The organism is Leuconostoc holzapfelii, from assembly GCF_012396485.1.
GTDB classification, from domain to species: domain Bacteria; phylum Bacillota; class Bacilli; order Lactobacillales; family Lactobacillaceae; genus Leuconostoc; species Leuconostoc holzapfelii.
Genome location: NZ_JAAXPO010000009.1, coordinates 13,146 through 29,177 on the forward strand (window position 1 = coordinate 13,146; position 16,032 = coordinate 29,177).

Here is a 16,032-nt window from a genome sequence, read left to right on the forward strand (position 1 = left end):
TTGACGTACTTAAACATTAACGCTGTTGTTTTCCAGCATTGCGATTTCGTTGTGATTTTGGCGGCAATACCGTTGTTTGGCTGCCGGTCGTGACTTCACGAGGTGTTGCTGCTTGTGGTGCTTGCGTGCGATCAGCTAACAAATCTTCAGCTGTCTTCTTGATCTTAAATTCACGTGCTGCGCGTTGTTCCAACCCTGGTCGTTGAAAATGCAAAATTAATGACTGCAACAAAGCAAACAACCCACCAACAACAAAGTACAGCCCAATGGCGCCACTAGCAATCATAGCAAAGACAAAAATCATGATTGGACTAATAAACATCATGGTTGCTGATGCCTTCTTTTGTTCTTCAGGCATATGTTGCATCGCCAACCACGCCTGAATTAAGTATACAATACCAGCCGCAATGGCAAAGACAAGCTGTGGCTTTCCTAACCCAAAACCTAAAAAGGTGGCGCCCTTCAAGGCTGGTGCGTGCAAAATCGCTGAGTACAAGCCTGAAAAGACTGGGAGTTGCATGGCCATCGTTAGAAATGAAATGCCACCAATCACGCTCACATCATTTTCACGGTATAAGGACATCATGGCCATGCTAGCTTGTTGTTGTTCTTCTGTTGTCCCAGCTTTACGAGACAATGCCTGTAACTTGTCAATTTCAGGCTTTAATGTCTGCATTTTAATTTGGTTCAGGGTTGTATTCACTTGTTGGTTCAAGAAGAATGGCAACAAAATTAAACGCAAGACAGCTGTAATAATGATGATTGCCCAACCAATGCCATTAACACCGCCAATAAAGTGCGCAATATTGGTCATGATGTCGGCTAATGGGTGACCAATCCAGCGATACATTTTACTATGTTCATCATACCCACCGGTAATCAAGATGATATCTAAAATCACAAAAGCTACTGTTAGTACGCGCTTGACTTGTTTCATGAGGTTATTTTTTCTCCTGGTTATTACAGATAACCATTATACCAAGAATTTTTACTGAATGGTAAAGTTATTCCCTTTAAACGGCGCGATGGGCTTTTTTTCAATGCGATCCACTCGGCTATAGGGTCCTGGACCCTCAGCCACGATCGCTAAAAATTCAGTAACATCTCGCGATTCCCCTTGAACTACCATGGTCACAGACCCGTCTAACTGGTTGCGGACCCAACCAACAAGGTGATACTGTTCGGCCATAGTTTGTGTAAACCAACGAAACCCAACACCTTGAACACGACCGTACACGTTAATTTGATAACTGACCATGAGCAGCATCCTCTCGATACAGTGGCAAGCGAATCGTAAAGATAGAGCCTGAACCTAACGCACTTTCAATGGTGATTTCACCACCATAGGCAGTAACGAGGCGTTGCGCGATGCTCAAACCTAACCCATTGCCCCCTTTTGCTCGGGAACGGGCTTTATCCACCCGATAGAAACGATCAAAGACGCGCACTGCATCTTCACTCGACAAGCCTTCACCAAAGTCCTGAACCCCAATTTCAACACGATTAGCCGTCTGTGATAAAGCAAAATGAATTTCTTTGCGATCTGACGAGTACTTCACGGCATTATCCGCTAAGATAATCAAAATTTGTTCCATATGATCTTGGCGTACTTTCACGTTGGCGACTTGCGTGAGATCATCGTCAAATGTGAAGATAAACTCTGGATGAATGAGCTTAAAGTTTTCAAAGACCCGATGAGTTAAGCCACCGATTTCAGTAATTTCTTGGACATTTTCAATTGGAATTTGCTCAGCACGGGTTAAATTCAACATTTCATTAATGAGCGTTTCCATCCGTTGCATTTCAGCTAAGGAAGATTTAATCGAATCGTCTAATACTTCTGGCTCATCTTTTCCCCAGCGATTCAACAAGTCCATGTGCCCTTTCACGATTGTGACCGGCGTGCGCAATTCGTGTGACACATCCGAAACAAATTGTTGCTGAGCAGCAATTAAGTTTTGCAACCGATCAATCATCCGATTTAATACACTAATTAAATCAGAAAACTCGTCATTTGGGCCTGTTTTTTGCGCTCGAACATCCGTCATTGGATCATCACGTAGGGCTTCAATTGTTGTCTCAATGGACTTCACCGGCCGTAAAATAAAGCGTGCCAGCAAAAAAGCAAACACGAACGTGGCTAAGCCACCGAGAAAAACTGTGCCCCATAGCCAGTGGTACAAGCGTGCCGGAAGCATACCGTAGTATTGCTTAATATGCGCCGTCACAACGAGCGCAAAGAGAATGAAGACAATAAAAAAACCAGACGCCATCCCCAGTGACAGTTGCCAACTTAATGAGAAACGGCGTGTGGCTTTTTGAGTTGTTTTTGTGTTGTCAACCATATGAATTATCAGCTGCGCATCACATAACCAGTTCCGCGAACAGTCTGGATGTACGATGCTTTACTTTCTGGATCGTCAATTTTGTTACGTAAGTAGCGAATATAAACATCGACTACGTTGGTTTCGACTTCAGAATCAAAGCCCCAAACCTCTTTCAACAATTGCTCACGTGATTGCACCACGTTAATGTTTTCCACAAGGGTCAACAAAAGGTCATATTCACGCTTGGTCAAGTTAATAATTTGATCATCGCGGCGCGCAATGCGGTTTTCTTTTTCAATCCGCAAGTCTTTGAAGTTGATAATTGAACGATGCTTATCGCTTGATTCTGTTTCAATCGCAATACGGCGGAGAAGTGACCGGATACGTGCCAGCAATTCTTCAATGGCAAATGGCTTAACCAAGTAGTCATCAGCCCCGTAGTCCAAACCTGAAACACGGTCAATGACAGAATCACGGGCTGTCATCATAATGATTGGTGTTTTCTTCGTTTCACGCAAACGACGCGCAACTTCCAAACCGTTTAGTTCAGGTAACATCAAATCAAGCAAGATGACATCATAATTATTTTCCAGTGCGGCATCCAACCCAGAGCGGCCGTCTAACACAGTTTCAACTTCATAGCCTTCATGCTTGAGTTCAAGACCAACAAACTTTGCCAAATTTTCTTCATCTTCAACAATCAATACTTTACTCATTATTTGTCCTCAATAGTTTAGTCGGCCAAGCCGAATCCAATTCTTTTACTTCTCTATATTTTAGAGTAGTTTCTAAACTTTTGCAAGTTTTTTCTCATTCTTTGAAAAAATCGTCTAATTTTGCAAGCCGAGGGTCCAATTGCTGGTCTGCAGCTGCCTTTTTCTCATTTTCAAAGGCTTCTTCGCTGATAACATGCCAATCTTTACCAGCCGGTAACGTCTCATTTTCGACTTCTTCAGGTGTCAAAATTTGCAAAGGTAACGCAGCCACGATGTTGTCAAGTATGGCTTCATCGACGTTAAGTGTATCATTTTCTAATACAAAGACTGCATCAGTTTCTTCAAAGTCATCTAATCGGGTTGCTTCTTCAATATACCGCTCATCAATGGTCATATCGACAGCCAATTCAACGGGTGCCAGAGAACGTGATGACGGGACGGTGACTTGGCCGACGATATGCGCATGCAACAACAAATCATCATGATCAACATAATGAATTTGACCAGTGACTTGGAGAGGCGAGAGTGCCAAGATGGTATTTTCAAAACGGGCTTGTGCCATGCCAGCAAGATCGAGTGTCTCATCGATTGTAAGCGCTTGTTGACGATACTTTTGTAATTGATTCTTATTAAATTTCATTTGTGTTTCCCCCATCTTCATGCGTACTGTGGACAAAATGAATTGGTTGACGCGTCACATCTTGTTGTTGTCCACCGTCACTGGCTAACATTTGCCATAACTTACCCGCTTTATAGTCCAAGCGCAAGTTTGCCTTGGCCAAATTTTGATCAACTTTGCTAATTAATGGCAAAGTGACCGTTTTCTTAATTTGACTTAAGAACGTTTGACCAGCATCGGTAAAGCCCAAAATTCGTAAATATGGATCTTGCATCGCGGCTTGCATCTGATCAACCTTGACGTTTAAGAGCGTGTAAAGCAACGTCCGTTGGATGCGGGCAAAGGTGTAACGCTTGGACTTGACCGTCTTAATAAAGTTTTGATAGTTTTTCGGCCCAGGTTCACCCAAAGTCACCGCAGCCAAGCGATGTTCCAGTCCCTCCGCCATTTGATAAACTTGGCCGAGTTGCCCAATCGTATCAGTCGTTAAGCGATATTTCAGCAACTGCCAAAATGGCGTTTCAAAGGCAATCGTATTGGGCGCAGTTGTCAATGCTGCCAACGTGGCTGCTGGCACGACACTTTGCACCTTTTCAAATTTACCTTTATGCAAAGCCAAACGGATTGATGACGCCGAAGCAATGGTTTGGTCATCGGCAAAACCTTGATCATGATAACCGGCAGCCACCCGTTGGATTGGATGTAATGTCATCTCAACGCCCAATTTAAGGACCGCTTTGGCATAACCAAAAGCCAAAATGTCATTGGGATCTTCTAACACAAAACCCGTCTCTTCAGCCAATTGCGTGGCATAGGCCTGGGCAAAGGTTTGATTTTTCTCCTGAAAGGCATGACCGGATTCCACGCTGGGCGCTTGTTCGGCAAGCTTTAAGAAGTCCACTTCCGCATGTTCACTCCCAAAGACCATGTCTTTAATGCCCATCGCCGCCAATAAGCGTACGGCCCCTTCAGCAAATATATGACTGGGCTGGACGGCGTAGAACGTTGGCAACTCAATCACCAGATCCACCCCATTTGCTAAGGCAGCTTGCGTCCGTGTCCATTTATCAAATAATGCGGGTTCACCACGTTGCACAAAATTGCCCGACATCACGGCAACGACAACGTCGGCCCCAGTCACTGCTTTGGCTTGCTGGATATGATAACGATGCCCATTATGAAACGGATTATATTCAGTGACTAAACCAACAACTTTCATGCTTTCACCGCCTTAAAGAACCACCGGTCCGTTGTTTCTTGAATGGCTGATTGACCGAAATCTGCCGAAACTGAGATATCTGTAAAGCCAGCGTCACGCAATTCCTGTTGGTAGGTGGCTAACGGATAAGTCTGTTCATGATGAATCTCACGTATGATTTTAAAGCCATCAATCGTATCATCATACACAAAAAACTTTAAATCATGATCAACACTATTGGCCGCTTCACCTAAATAACTTGTCCACATGAAGATGTTATCGGCATCGTCATCGTTATTATAATAATAGTCCGCATAGCCCACATTCACTTGATGTGGGGTAATCACGTCAAATAAAAACTGACCACCAGATGTGAGGTGATCTGCTACTTGACGAATCGCTGCGCGAAAATCTACCAAAGTTGGCAAATAATTCAGCGCATCCGCAAAGCTCACAATGGTTGGATATTTCTTTGACCAATCCGACCACTCGCGCATATCGGCTTGTAGTAAATTCACCTCAACGCCTGCCGTAGATGCATGTTGTTGTGCCAAGGATAACATATCCGTAGACAAGTCTAATACATCGACCTGATAGCCTTTTTGCGCGAGTAAAACGGCCAACCGGCCAGCGCCACCACCAAGATCTAATAGATCCTCAGGGTGCGTTTGTGCCGCGACAAAGTCCGCCCAAGCTGTATACATCTCATCATCAAATAGTTGATCATATTTCGCTGCAAAAGTTGAATAATTTTCTTGTAAATTGTCGTTTGTCATATGCTCTATTCTAACAGAAAAAAGACGAGCTGCCGCTCATCTTAGTTAGTCTGCCACCAATAATTCTGTAATATCTAGATAAGGCGCATCATGCCAAAGACGTTCCAAATTATAGAAATCACGTTGTTCTGTTGAAAAGACATGCACAATCACATCGCCTAAATCAATTAAAACCCAATCTGCAGCCTGGAAGCCTTCAATTAACTTGACTTCGCCACCAGCCTCTTGAATCTTGTCTTTTACTTCCGTCACAATTGCTTGCACTTGACGGTTAGATGCAGCGTCAGCGATAACAAAGTAATCCGCCATTAAACTCACCTGTTGCATGTCTAATGCCACAATGTTATTGGCCTTTTTACCATCAATCGCTTGAATCGCTGTTTCCAATACTGTTTTTACATCTAATGCTGTTGTCAAAATTTTTCCCTTTACTTTCGTTATGGCCCAATCGCTTAAGCGCGTGGCAACCAATAATTATATGTCGTGATACTTTTTGGATAAATCGGCGTTTCTTTTTCTACCAAATGCAAAACGGTATGCACAATCTGGTATTTAACCCCTGCTGCCAATGACTGCGCTGTCACAGCTCGGGCCGTCTCAACACCAGGAAAGGTGCGCCCGATTTCCAAATAATCTGCCATGAAAATCACTTGCGATAACAACGACATGTCAGCCCCAGCACCAGTGGTATGTTGGCGTACTGCAGCTAAGATTTCTGGATCATCGATGCCTAATTCGGCTTGAATCATTTCAGCACCTACGACACCATGCCAGATATAATTCCCCCAATTGACCAAATCAGGGTCGAGATGTCGCGACTGAATAACCGCCAAAAATTCAGCGTCTGAGCGTTCCTTGGCATAATCATGTACCAATGCGGCTACCTCAGCTTTTTGCATATCAACACCATATTGTTTGGCCAGTTGACAGGCGTAGTCGCGCACGCGTAACACATGTTGAAAACGATAATCGGACAATTGTGCTGCGACTTTGGCTTCCAATTCGACCATACTACCATCAAAATATTTAGTCATATAACCCCCGATATAAATTATACTCCTCAATCAAGTAACTTACCCGTTCGGGCACAAGATACCGCACACTTTGATTTAAGCGCAACTTTGTTCGAATTTCTGAAGAAGAAATTTGAATTTGCGGCACATCACACCAAATAATCGGATAGTCCGATTGCTGTTTTTGGCCTGTTGTGTTGCCAGCTGCTAATGTCACCAAATGGGCCAGTTCACCAATGTGCTCCCATGTGGGCAGCTTTTCCACTTGATCCCCACCCATGATAAAGGTATAAGCATTTTCTGGGTGCGCTTGGGTCAGTTCTAGCATCGTCTGGTACGTAAACGATCGTCCGCCGTTATACACCTCAATTAATTCAATATCAAAGAAAGGATTGCCCTTAATTGCCTGTCGCACCAACTGCACACGATCCGCCGGTGCAATTGCACTGGCATGCGTCCCATCTACTGGTTGCGCATTGGGCATCCAATAGACTTTTTCAAGACCTAATTGCCGGCCAACACATTCAGCCAAAACCAGTTGCCCAATGTGTGGTGGGTTAAACGTCCCACCAAAAATACCCACACGGTGTGGCGTTTGCATGGGGGCTAACTGAGGTTGCCCTTGTGTGATCGTTGCTGCTATCCCTTGCATTGACATGACTACCTTTTAATTAAATCTTAGCTAATGCCACAGAAACTTTCTTATACTTATCTTCTTGCGCAGGTAAATACAAAACGAGTGTCCGACCAATCGTTTGTGCGACCGTAATATCTGAATGTGCCTGGATATATTCGGCAACTGCTTTTGCTGAGTCATCTGCACTTTGTTGTAGACTAATTTTGATTAATTCACGTTTGGCAATCGCCAAAACGATTTCATCAACCCACGCTTGAGTCAACCCATTTTTACCGACAGAAAAAATAGGTGACAGCGTGTTAGCTTGTGCGCGTAAGAAACGCTTTTGTTTTCCAGTGAGTTGTAACATTAAATCATTGCCTTTCGAATAAGGACGGAAACGCCCTGTGGTGCCCAACCGCTGACTTGTACGCCAGCCGGCACGGAAATCCAACCCAGCCCAGCAAACACAATATCACTCTTCTCTGAAGTGTTAAAAGTGTGCTTGACGAGTGGTGTGGTGATTTGCGGTGCAGGCGTTAATAACTGCCCCGCATGCTTGTCGTAAAACGCATCAGCGCCAGCAAGCTTTGTACGGTGAAGATTGAGATTATTTTCAAAATACGCCGTCATTGCAGCACGTGTGCCCGCTTCAAAATCAAAGCGCGCCAAGCCACCAATAAAGAGTGTTTGTGCTGCATTTAATTGGTAAGTGCGTGGCTTAATCTCGTTTTTAGGAAGTGCAAACTTCAAATCTTTATCGCGTAACACATGCGCAATTTGGTCACGCTTAATGATTCCTGGCGTGTCAATCAACTGCTTGCCATCAGCCAAAGGAATTTCAATGCGATCTAAAGTTGTCCCTGGGAAGCGCGAAGCCGTGATGAGGTCCTGTACGCCCGTACTTGCCTTGATAATTTGGTTAATCAAAGTTGATTTACCAACATTTGTGACACCAACAACAAAGACATCACGCCCAGCGCGCAAGTCATCAATCGTGGCCAAGAGTTCGTCAAGGTTTTGTGGTTTTGTGGCTGACGTCAAGAAAATATCTGCCGCTTTTATACCTTGCGCCTTCAGTTCAGCCTGCAACCATTGCTTCAAACGATTTTTATTTAAAAGTTTTGGCAGCAAATCGACTTTATTCGCCACAACCAAAATTGGGTTATCCTGCCCAACAAAGCGTGGCAACCCAGCAATTTCTGATCCAGTCACATCGAACACATCGATGACATAGACAATAAGTGCCTTGGTATCCGAAATTTGGTGTAATAACCGAGCAAAATCGTCGTCAGTGAGTTCAACTGGCTGAATTTCATTATAGTGTCGCAAACGGAAGCACCGTTGGCAAAATAATTCATCACTGTCAATTGCCTTTTTCAAGGCACTCATTGGCAAATAACCTGATTTTTCAGGGTCATCAACCTGCATCAATGCGCCACAGCCAATACAGCGTAGCCCATCATCTAATTGTTCTCGGACGTAAGCGTCCGTTACTTCAGTTGTCACGAAGTGATTTCTCCCATTTCAATTGTGGATGCGCACGAAAGACAATTTTTTTCACTTGTTTTTCAATACTACGATTCAGCCACGTCTGCCACATGTCCGAATCAATCAAGCGCTTGACAAGGACACTGCGGACACCAGCAGTGTTTGCCGCCCAAACATCGGTCAACATCTGATCACCAACCATAATGACTGATTGTCGATCTAAATGGTGTGTCCGAATCACGTGTAAAATACCGCGTGGTAATGGTTTGAGTGACCAAGACACAAACTGTACACCTAAAGGTTTAACCGCTTTGGCCACACGCTTGGTTGTATTGTTTGACACAACGATTAATTCAATCCCACCTTCTCGCAAATCCTTTAGCCACTGCTGTAATTCAGGCGTGCCATTTGGATTATTCCACGCGAGTAACGTATTATCAAGATCAGCCAAGACCGTCTTAATCCCGTGAGCCTTTAAGTCTTCAACCGTCAAATCATATATTCTTTCAACCATGTAGGTTGGCGTAAAATGTTCTAAGCGCATGCAACTCATCATCCAATTTATTTATTCTATTTTATTATACACTACAATGCCCTTAATTTTGAAACCACTCTTACCGCAGCATTGACGCACACCAATTAAAAAAGTACACCGAGGTGTACTTTTTCTTATCATAGTGAGTCATGATAATCTGGGTTTAATACCAGTTATTGGCTTGCCAATGTGAGATGGCTTGCGAAACTGACCCGTAACGTTCTGCGATGTACTTCTGCATGGCTTCCAATTGTACCGCATAATTGCCACGATAATCTTGGCCAGGGACATATCTCGCATAGTTTGCTGCACTCAATTGCCCAATACCATAATAAGCGCCGTTTTGTGCGTTCACATTGCCGCTACTTTCACGTGAAATCAACCATTGTAAATCACCTGATGCCGGTGCGGCAGCCACTGGTTGTGCTGGCGCAGCTTGTACGGCTACTGGCGTAACAGCTGCTGGTGCCACTGTTGGCTTAACTGCCGGTGTCACTTCAGCGACCGGTGTTGCAACTGGGGCGGCTGGTTGCACTGCTTGGGCTGTCTTTTCTGCGACGGCTTTACTAGCTGATAGTTGGACAGATTGCACATCTGCTAATGACGCAACGGCCTGATCTACTGCTTTGACATCAACCTGTTCATTGACTGACGCAGCATCCGTTGGGTGTGTCTCGGCTTTAAGTTGAGCGCCGAGCATCCCTAACGTCACACCTGTAATTGTTGCACTTGTAATCAAAATTTTCTTTAACATCATGAAGACTATTTTGCGGGATAAACATTACACCAATGTAACACCGACAATCTTAAACCGGTACAAAACCCTTTTATTAAACAAATTAATATTATTTAGTATATTATTTACGCCATATTCGGATAAAATAGCCGTCTTAGCCTTATTCTTATCCTATTTTGACAGAACAACCGATCACTAATTTTTTGTCAAAAAGCGGCCAAACAGCCCCAAAAACCATCGCGGTTTAATATTGCTGTAACATAAATGCGATAGTCGGTCATATTTCTGTGTTATTTTGCAAAAAAAGACGCCACGCAATGACGTGACGTCTTTAAAAAATCAGTTTAAATTTTACAATTCTTGTTGGAAATCAGCTGGTGTATACAACTTCAACAACTTGCTAAAGACGTATTGTGCAATAAAGCCAGCCACAACAGGAATCACCAACCAAGCGATTAATGCAGTTAATGGATTAATGAAGTGATTCATTACCTTCGCTGGTACGGTTGGATCCTTCACCATTGATTGGATTGGGGAAACTAACCCAATATAACCAAAGCCAGCTGTTGTTGGTGTGCCTTGAATGTTAAACAAAGCAACTGGTATCGCAGATATCGCTGCGGAAAGTAAGAATGGTAACATCGTGACCGGCTTGGCGAATACAGAAGGCATCATCCCCTTCATCGCACCCAAAGCTATCGCAACCGTTACTCCAGGCTTGTTAACACGCCATGAGTTAATCAACAAGACAATGGTTGTCGCCACAACACCCATTGCCGCAGCGCCCGAACCAATCCCTGACAATGAAATAGCCAAAGCAATCCCAACGGTTGAAACCGGCGTAATAATAATAATCGAGAAGGCCATCGCAATTAACATGACCATTGGAATTGGCGCTAACTTTGTAAAGGTTTCAACTAAGTTACCAATCCACGTCGTCAACGCACCAACATAAGGCGCAATCGTTTTACCAAGCAAGCCAACACCACCACCGACAATAATCGGACTCAAGATAATCGCTACTGAGCCAAATCCTTTGAGATAACGGGCAACAAGCCACGTCACAAAGACGGCAATGGCAGCCACGATCATAGCATTGATGACATCCCCTGCACCGCTGGCAATGTAAACATTGGCGGGTGCCACTGATTTAATCCCTGTAACCGGATTCATAAAGCCAGCAGGGACATGCGCCCACTTAATTGATCCTGAGGCTGCGGCCGTGGCAATCGCCACAACACCAACATCCAAACTCTTCATCTTGAATTGCAAAGCAACCGCCATACCAATTAAGACCGGAATCAATGACGTAAATAACGTCAAAATCGCACTCAAATTCGCCCCAAAGGCCGTTGTGCCTAAGCCTGAATATTGAATGATATACTTCATCACCGCTGAAGGCAACACACCAATCAAAATACCTTGAGCTGATCCTGATAATACTTTAAAGAAGAAATCCTTCAACTTAAGTTCTGTTTCACCGTTAAAAGTTACCGGTGCATTTTCTGAAGCTTTACGGGCGTATTCTTCATTGCGTAAAGCTTGTGAATCTTTTGTGGCCCACTTTTGGCCGTCTGCTTTAATACTCATAATTCCCCTCAACAAAATTCAAAGCAATTCTTGACTAAATTGCATCTCATATTCCGTAAACATGCTCATTTATCGCTAGTGCTGGCGCAAAAACGCCATAAGAAAACCCGCGCGTTTGCTCGGGCTTCTTGTGATTAGTACTTCACAGCAATCGCTGGTGTCTCGCCGTTGGCAAATGCAACAGCGGCATCAAATGATTGGTGTACCATCTCTTGAACGGCGTGCGTTGTGTAAAAGGCAGTGTGTGGTGTGACAAACACGTTTTCACGTGAGATTAAGTCATCCAAACGCTTGTCATCCAAGCCAGTCTTTGACCAATCCTTATTGAAGACACCAACTTCGCCTTCATAAGTATCCATGACAAAGCCAAAGAGCTTCTTTGAATCCAAAGCAGCAACGACAGCGTCTGTATCAACTAACAAACCACGAGACACATTGACCAAAACAGCATCATCTTTCATTTTTGCAATTGTTTCGGCATTAATCATTTGGTCGTTAACACCTGGAATATGTGGCACATGAAGTGACACAACATCTGATTGTTCAAGTAATTCTTCCAATGTGTCAACATAGACACCAGTCTTTTCAAGTTCAGCGTTACGATAGACATCATAAGCCACAACCTTGGCACCAAAGCCTTGCATGATTTGCAAGAAGACGCGACCGATATGACCTGTCCCAACAACACCAACGACTTGATCACGCACTTCACGGCGAATTGTTGGTTCCCAACGCAAATCGCGCTTTTGCACTTTGTTTTCCATGACCTTGGCTTGTGATAACAAAGCAGCCACTTGAATGGCGGCATGTTCTGCAATCGCATTAGGAGAGTAAACTGGGACGTTTGAAATATTGAAGTTCAATGCCTTAGCAGCATCAAAATCAATGTTGTCTGTACCAACGTTACGCAATGACATGTTCGTCACACCAGCTTCAGCCAATGCTGTCAAAGTTTCACGTGAGTAATCCAATTGTTGGTAGACAACCGCTGAGTCTGCCCCCTTGGCCAATGCAGCTGTTTCAGGTGTCAAAAGGTCTTGTGTATAATCCACTTCAACGTCTGGGTGGGCTGACTTCCAATCTTCAAGTGATGGCTTTTCGTCATCACGAATTCCGTATGCAAAAATCTTCATAAGATCCTCCAAATTTTTATTACTATTTTATTTTACCTTATCTTGTGCAGTTTTGCACGTGAAAATATTAATTTAATTTGATTATTATATTACTAATATCACAGCTGATAATCTGATGGCAACCCATCTCATTTTAACGGATGACAACAGAATTTCTATAATAAAAAAGCCAATCGGAACTTAAGCAGTTATCGATTAGTTTTCTCATCATTATTTTGCAACAGGCATTTCACCAGATTTAGTCAAAATGCCGTCAATAAAGCCATAGGCGAGTGTTTCTTCCGCACTCATCCAATAATCACGTTCAGTATCATGTGCAATTGTTTCCAAATCTTTGCCTGATGCATCAGCCAAAATTTTGTTCAACTTGGCGCGTGTCTTTGTTAACTGGTCAGCAATAATGGCCATGTCGGTTTGTTGTGTGCCACCAGCAGCCCCGCCCATGGGTTGGTGAATCAAATATTCAGCGTTTGGCAACATAAAACGGTGACCCTTTTCGCCAGAACTGGCAATAATTGTCCCCATTGAAGCAGCTAATCCCATTACAATCGTCGTGACAGGTGCTTTAATAAAATTCATTGTGTCTGTAATTGACAAACCAGCGGTTACTGAACCACCTGGTGAATTGATATACATTGAGATTTCTTTTGTTGGGTCTTGGGCTTCCAAAAACAACAATTGGGCAACAATAGACGTTGCCATGCTATCTTCTACTTCGCCTTGTACCAAAATAATACGATCTTTTAACAAACGTGAAGGCAAATCATAGCTTTCACGGCCGTTGGCTGTCTGTTCAATAACTCCTGGCCACATAGTTGTTAAGCTCCTTTTCATGATTCCAGCCATTTGACAGTGCAAATGACTGGCTGTTCTGGGTTACCCAATCATCATGTTGAGTAACTAAGACTATTTTAGCACAAACATACTAAGAGTGCTAAAAATTGTTTTATAACTTTGTCAAATCATACGGGACATCATCTTTAATCATCTGTTCCAAGGCTTTAAGCTTGCGCATCCGGTGATTCGCCCCAGATTTACTTATTTCTAGGCTATCCCCCAATTCAGACAAAGAGGCGTCGGGTTGTTCCAATCGGGCTTTGGCAATATCGCGCAATTTTTTGGGTAATAAATCCAAGTCGCCAATAGCGTTGGCAATAAACAGAATCTGTTGGACTTGCTTATTAGCTGCGTCGGCAGTTTTTTGCATGTTGGCCATTTCAGCATTCATCATCCGATTCACTGAATTCCGCATATCGCGCATCATCCGGATATCTTCAAAGCGCAGCATCGTTTGCGTGGCCCCAATGACCACAAGAAAATCGACAATTTTTTCTGCGCGCTTAATATAAACGATGAAGCCACCCGCCCGTTCAATGATTTTTGCCGGCAAATCAAATTCCTTCATCATTTGTAATAATTCTTCGGCTAATTCTTCATGTGTTGTAAAGATTTCTAAATGATAATTGGCTTTTTCTGGGGAGTTCACTGAGCCAGCTGCCAAAAACGCCCCCCGTAAAAACGAGCGCCGTTTATCTTTTTGATTTAAAATTCGTGCGGGAATTTCTGGATGTAAACCAAATGGATCAACACCTAAATCATCCAACACGGCGTCAACGTTTGATTTCAATAGCACACCATATGATTTATGCTGTGATAAATAATTATGGTCCGCCACAGTCACTTCAACATCGACGCCCGCATAATTTTGTGTTAATAACGTGTAGATACGGCGCGCAATCGCCGCGTTTTCAGTTTTTACAGCAACCGTTTGATCGAATCCAAGCGTACTGACACCATTCATCCGCATCAATGCCGATAATTCAGCTTTGGCATTGCCATCATGTACGAGTAGTCCAGTTAATTCTTTTTTGACGTCTGAGGCGTATGACATGTCTTTTACTCCAAAATTTGCATCAGTTCTGCCATGATTTTTTCGCCATCATGGAAGGCGCCAGCATCGCGGAGTTGCAAGAAATCACCCGGAATTTCCTTGGCCCCTTGTACAGCCACGGCTGCAGGGTCAAGCTTCACTTGGTGTGAAATTTCATGCCATTTTTGAAAATCAACAAAATCATCGGGCACAATCGCATTATTGGCAATCACATAATCAATGCTTTGCGCACCAATATGGGCATTTAAAGCCAAGAGATGTTGCGCATCCGTATAGGCATCTGTCTCCCCTTTTTGAGTCATGATATTTGAGATATAGACCTGCTTGGCGTTGGTTAATCGCAAGGCAGTCCGCACTTCTGGGACGACCACATTCGGCAAGATTGATGTAAATAAACTCCCAGGCCCATAGACAATCATATCGGCATCTAGAATCGCTTCCACAACCTCTGGGGCTGCCTTTGGTGTGCTAGTCGATTCATCGCCCGTCACCCATACATGGTCAATTGTCTTGTGGGCCGCTGTGATTTCAGATTCACCAGCAATCACTTCACCATCCTTGAATTCAGCATGCAAAATGAGCGGTTCGTTGGCAACTGGATAAATTCGGCCACGAACACGCATAAAGTCTGCCAGATGTTGCACCGCATCAAAAATACTATTATGCATTTCTGTCATCGCCGCAATAATCAAATTCCCGACCGCATGTTGCGCAAAAAAATCATCCTTGGCATCAAAGCGATACTGCATGACTTGTTTGATTGCTGGATCGACATCTGACATGGCCACCAAAATATTGCGAATATCACCAGGTGGGACGATGTTAATATAGTTTCGTAAAAGGCCACTGGAACCACCGTCGTCGGCAACGGTCACAATGGCTGTTAAATCAATCTGTTCTTTGACAAGCGGTTTAATAATGACTGGTAATCCTGAACCACCGCCAATGATGACAATTTTTGGTTTATTTGGCATATTTTCCAGCTGTTCAAATGCCCAAAGTTGCATCACAAAATACGTCATGCCACTTGGCCATTAAAGCGTTCACTTTCTTGAATTTTATCGCACCTTACATCATATTTTAGCATGTTATTTGCAAATTTTTAGATTTTTGATATACTAATTATATGTAAGTAAGATTGCTAGTACCAGCTTTGCGTGCAACGCACAGCTGGTACCGTCCCTATTTGCAAATACAAACAAATTGGAGATCTCATCACATGACAGAAAAATTGGATATTGCTTCAGCAGCACGCAAGTTGAAGAGCCCAAACATCAAAACACGTAAGCGTGCTTTGAAGGCCATTCACGATTTAGCGAAGCAAAAGCGCGTTGCCCGCTAATCGTCATTGATAAAAGCCCCCTGTGAAATCACAGGGGGCTTTTATCATG

General features: G+C 43.6%; 20 protein-coding genes. 1 reads left to right on the plus strand and 19 read right to left on the minus strand.

The genetic code is table 11. The annotated features are described in order from the left end of the window. Positions 1-16: 16 nt before the first annotated feature. The 19 genes from yidC to HF966_RS07725 form a co-directional block, all read right to left on the minus strand. Positions 17-937 carry a membrane protein insertase YidC gene (gene yidC / locus HF966_RS07635; RefSeq protein ID WP_168677623.1) on the minus strand — a complete coding sequence of 307 codons (921 nt, stop codon included), beginning with the start codon at positions 935-937 and terminating at the stop codon, positions 17-19. A gap of 51 nt (positions 938-988) precedes the next feature. Continuing rightward, entirely contained in the window at positions 989-1,258 is a 270-nt protein-coding gene (locus HF966_RS07640) for an acylphosphatase (RefSeq protein WP_168677625.1), read from the minus strand. Continuing rightward, positions 1,239-2,345, minus strand: coding sequence for a sensor histidine kinase (locus HF966_RS07645; protein WP_168677627.1), 1,107 nt, complete (start codon positions 2,343-2,345; stop codon positions 1,239-1,241). The genes HF966_RS07640 and HF966_RS07645 overlap by 20 nt, the downstream gene beginning before the upstream one ends. Before the next feature lie 8 nt (positions 2,346-2,353). Next, positions 2,354-3,043: a response regulator transcription factor gene (locus HF966_RS07650; RefSeq protein WP_010001175.1), complete on the minus strand. Its 690-nt coding sequence runs from the start codon at positions 3,041-3,043 to the stop codon at positions 2,354-2,356. 94 nt (positions 3,044-3,137) lie between these two features. Beyond that, complete coding sequence (locus HF966_RS07655; RefSeq protein WP_168677629.1) at positions 3,138-3,683, minus strand: YceD family protein; 546 nt, start codon at positions 3,681-3,683, stop codon at positions 3,138-3,140. Continuing rightward, on the minus strand, positions 3,673-4,881 hold the full coding sequence (locus tag HF966_RS07660) for a nucleotidyltransferase (RefSeq protein ID WP_168677632.1): 1,209 nt from the start codon (positions 4,879-4,881) through the stop codon (positions 3,673-3,675). Before HF966_RS07660 ends, HF966_RS07655 begins: the two co-directional genes overlap by 11 nt. After that, positions 4,878-5,636: a class I SAM-dependent DNA methyltransferase gene (locus HF966_RS07665; protein ID WP_168677634.1), complete on the minus strand. Its 759-nt coding sequence runs from the start codon at positions 5,634-5,636 to the stop codon at positions 4,878-4,880. The genes HF966_RS07660 and HF966_RS07665 overlap by 4 nt, the downstream gene beginning before the upstream one ends. Before the next feature lie 45 nt (positions 5,637-5,681). After that, a complete protein-coding gene (gene rsfS / locus HF966_RS07670; RefSeq protein WP_168677636.1) occupies positions 5,682-6,053 on the minus strand; it encodes a ribosome silencing factor in 372 nt (123 codons plus the stop codon). Between the two features lie 35 nt (positions 6,054-6,088). Next, positions 6,089-6,670, minus strand: coding sequence for a bis(5'-nucleosyl)-tetraphosphatase (symmetrical) YqeK (gene yqeK, locus HF966_RS07675; protein WP_168677638.1), 582 nt, complete (start codon positions 6,668-6,670; stop codon positions 6,089-6,091). Further along, entirely contained in the window at positions 6,663-7,301 is a 639-nt protein-coding gene (locus HF966_RS07680) for a nicotinate-nucleotide adenylyltransferase (protein ID WP_168677640.1), read from the minus strand. Before HF966_RS07680 ends, yqeK begins: the two co-directional genes overlap by 8 nt. A 19-nt stretch (positions 7,302-7,320) precedes the next feature. Beyond that, positions 7,321-7,635 (minus strand): ribosome assembly RNA-binding protein YhbY, encoded by a 315-nt coding sequence (yhbY, locus tag HF966_RS07685; RefSeq protein ID WP_168677642.1) that lies wholly within the window; start codon positions 7,633-7,635, stop codon positions 7,321-7,323. After that, the gene (yqeH, locus tag HF966_RS07690) at positions 7,635-8,774 is read right to left on the minus strand and encodes a ribosome biogenesis GTPase YqeH (RefSeq protein ID WP_168677644.1); all 1,140 of its coding nucleotides are present in this window, start codon (positions 8,772-8,774) and stop codon (positions 7,635-7,637) included. Before yqeH ends, yhbY begins: the two co-directional genes overlap by 1 nt. Next, positions 8,764-9,300, minus strand: a complete 537-nt coding sequence (locus HF966_RS07695; RefSeq protein ID WP_168677646.1) for a YqeG family HAD IIIA-type phosphatase — start codon at positions 9,298-9,300, stop codon at positions 8,764-8,766. Before HF966_RS07695 ends, yqeH begins: the two co-directional genes overlap by 11 nt. Before the next feature lie 154 nt (positions 9,301-9,454). Beyond that, positions 9,455-10,048 (minus strand): aggregation-promoting factor C-terminal-like domain-containing protein, encoded by a 594-nt coding sequence (locus tag HF966_RS07700; RefSeq protein WP_168677648.1) that lies wholly within the window; start codon positions 10,046-10,048, stop codon positions 9,455-9,457. Positions 10,049-10,378: 330 nt separating this feature from the next. Further along, positions 10,379-11,617, minus strand: a complete 1,239-nt coding sequence (locus tag HF966_RS07705; RefSeq protein WP_168677650.1) for a PTS sugar transporter subunit IIC — start codon at positions 11,615-11,617, stop codon at positions 10,379-10,381. A 134-nt stretch (positions 11,618-11,751) separates the two neighbouring features. Beyond that, entirely contained in the window at positions 11,752-12,750 is a 999-nt protein-coding gene (locus HF966_RS07710) for a D-2-hydroxyacid dehydrogenase (protein ID WP_168677652.1), read from the minus strand. A 210-nt stretch (positions 12,751-12,960) separates the two neighbouring features. Next, positions 12,961-13,584: an ATP-dependent Clp protease proteolytic subunit gene (locus tag HF966_RS07715; RefSeq protein WP_281418518.1), complete on the minus strand. Its 624-nt coding sequence runs from the start codon at positions 13,582-13,584 to the stop codon at positions 12,961-12,963. A 112-nt stretch (positions 13,585-13,696) separates the two neighbouring features. Next, entirely contained in the window at positions 13,697-14,641 is a 945-nt protein-coding gene (whiA, locus tag HF966_RS07720) for a DNA-binding protein WhiA (protein WP_168677656.1), read from the minus strand. Between the two features lie 5 nt (positions 14,642-14,646). Next, positions 14,647-15,615, minus strand: coding sequence for a gluconeogenesis factor YvcK family protein (locus HF966_RS07725; RefSeq protein ID WP_168677714.1), 969 nt, complete (start codon positions 15,613-15,615; stop codon positions 14,647-14,649). A gap of 245 nt (positions 15,616-15,860) precedes the next feature. Here HF966_RS07725 and HF966_RS07730 point away from each other — a divergent pair, with 245 nt between their 5' ends. Continuing rightward, on the plus strand, positions 15,861-15,983 hold the full coding sequence (locus tag HF966_RS07730) for a putative metal homeostasis protein (protein ID WP_168677658.1): 123 nt from the start codon (positions 15,861-15,863) through the stop codon (positions 15,981-15,983). The last annotated feature ends 49 nt before the right edge of the window (positions 15,984-16,032 follow it).

Excerpts from the sequence above, each read along its gene's own strand:
- HF966_RS07705 (WP_168677650.1), bottom strand. The coding sequence starts at position 11,617 with ATGAGTATTAAAGCAGACGGCCAAAAGTGGGCCACAAAAGATTCACAA.
- HF966_RS07715 (WP_281418518.1), bottom strand. The coding sequence starts at position 13,584 with ATGAAAAGGAGCTTAACAACTATGTGGCCAGGAGTTATTGAACAGACA.
- HF966_RS07660 (WP_168677632.1), bottom strand. The coding sequence starts at position 4,881 with ATGAAAGTTGTTGGTTTAGTCACTGAATATAATCCGTTTCATAATGGG.
- HF966_RS07650 (WP_010001175.1), bottom strand. The coding sequence starts at position 3,043 with ATGAGTAAAGTATTGATTGTTGAAGATGAAGAAAATTTGGCAAAGTTT.
- HF966_RS07710 (WP_168677652.1), bottom strand. The coding sequence starts at position 12,750 with ATGAAGATTTTTGCATACGGAATTCGTGATGACGAAAAGCCATCACTT.
- HF966_RS07640 (WP_168677625.1), bottom strand. The coding sequence starts at position 1,258 with ATGGTCAGTTATCAAATTAACGTGTACGGTCGTGTTCAAGGTGTTGGG.
- HF966_RS07725 (WP_168677714.1), bottom strand. The coding sequence starts at position 15,615 with ATGCCAAATAAACCAAAAATTGTCATCATTGGCGGTGGTTCAGGATTA.
- yidC (WP_168677623.1), bottom strand. The coding sequence starts at position 937 with ATGAAACAAGTCAAGCGCGTACTAACAGTAGCTTTTGTGATTTTAGAT.
- HF966_RS07695 (WP_168677646.1), bottom strand. The coding sequence starts at position 9,300 with ATGCGCTTAGAACATTTTACGCCAACCTACATGGTTGAAAGAATATAT.
- HF966_RS07645 (WP_168677627.1), bottom strand. The coding sequence starts at position 2,345 with ATGGTTGACAACACAAAAACAACTCAAAAAGCCACACGCCGTTTCTCA.
- HF966_RS07700 (WP_168677648.1), bottom strand. The coding sequence starts at position 10,048 with ATGATGTTAAAGAAAATTTTGATTACAAGTGCAACAATTACAGGTGTG.
- HF966_RS07680 (WP_168677640.1), bottom strand. The coding sequence starts at position 7,301 with ATGCAAGGGATAGCAGCAACGATCACACAAGGGCAACCTCAGTTAGCC.
- HF966_RS07655 (WP_168677629.1), bottom strand. The coding sequence starts at position 3,683 with ATGAAATTTAATAAGAATCAATTACAAAAGTATCGTCAACAAGCGCTT.
- yhbY (WP_168677642.1), bottom strand. The coding sequence starts at position 7,635 with ATGTTACAACTCACTGGAAAACAAAAGCGTTTCTTACGCGCACAAGCT.
- whiA (WP_168677656.1), bottom strand. The coding sequence starts at position 14,641 with ATGTCATACGCCTCAGACGTCAAAAAAGAATTAACTGGACTACTCGTA.
- HF966_RS07665 (WP_168677634.1), bottom strand. The coding sequence starts at position 5,636 with ATGACAAACGACAATTTACAAGAAAATTATTCAACTTTTGCAGCGAAA.
- HF966_RS07730 (WP_168677658.1), top strand. The coding sequence starts at position 15,861 with ATGACAGAAAAATTGGATATTGCTTCAGCAGCACGCAAGTTGAAGAGC.
- yqeK (WP_168677638.1), bottom strand. The coding sequence starts at position 6,670 with ATGACTAAATATTTTGATGGTAGTATGGTCGAATTGGAAGCCAAAGTC.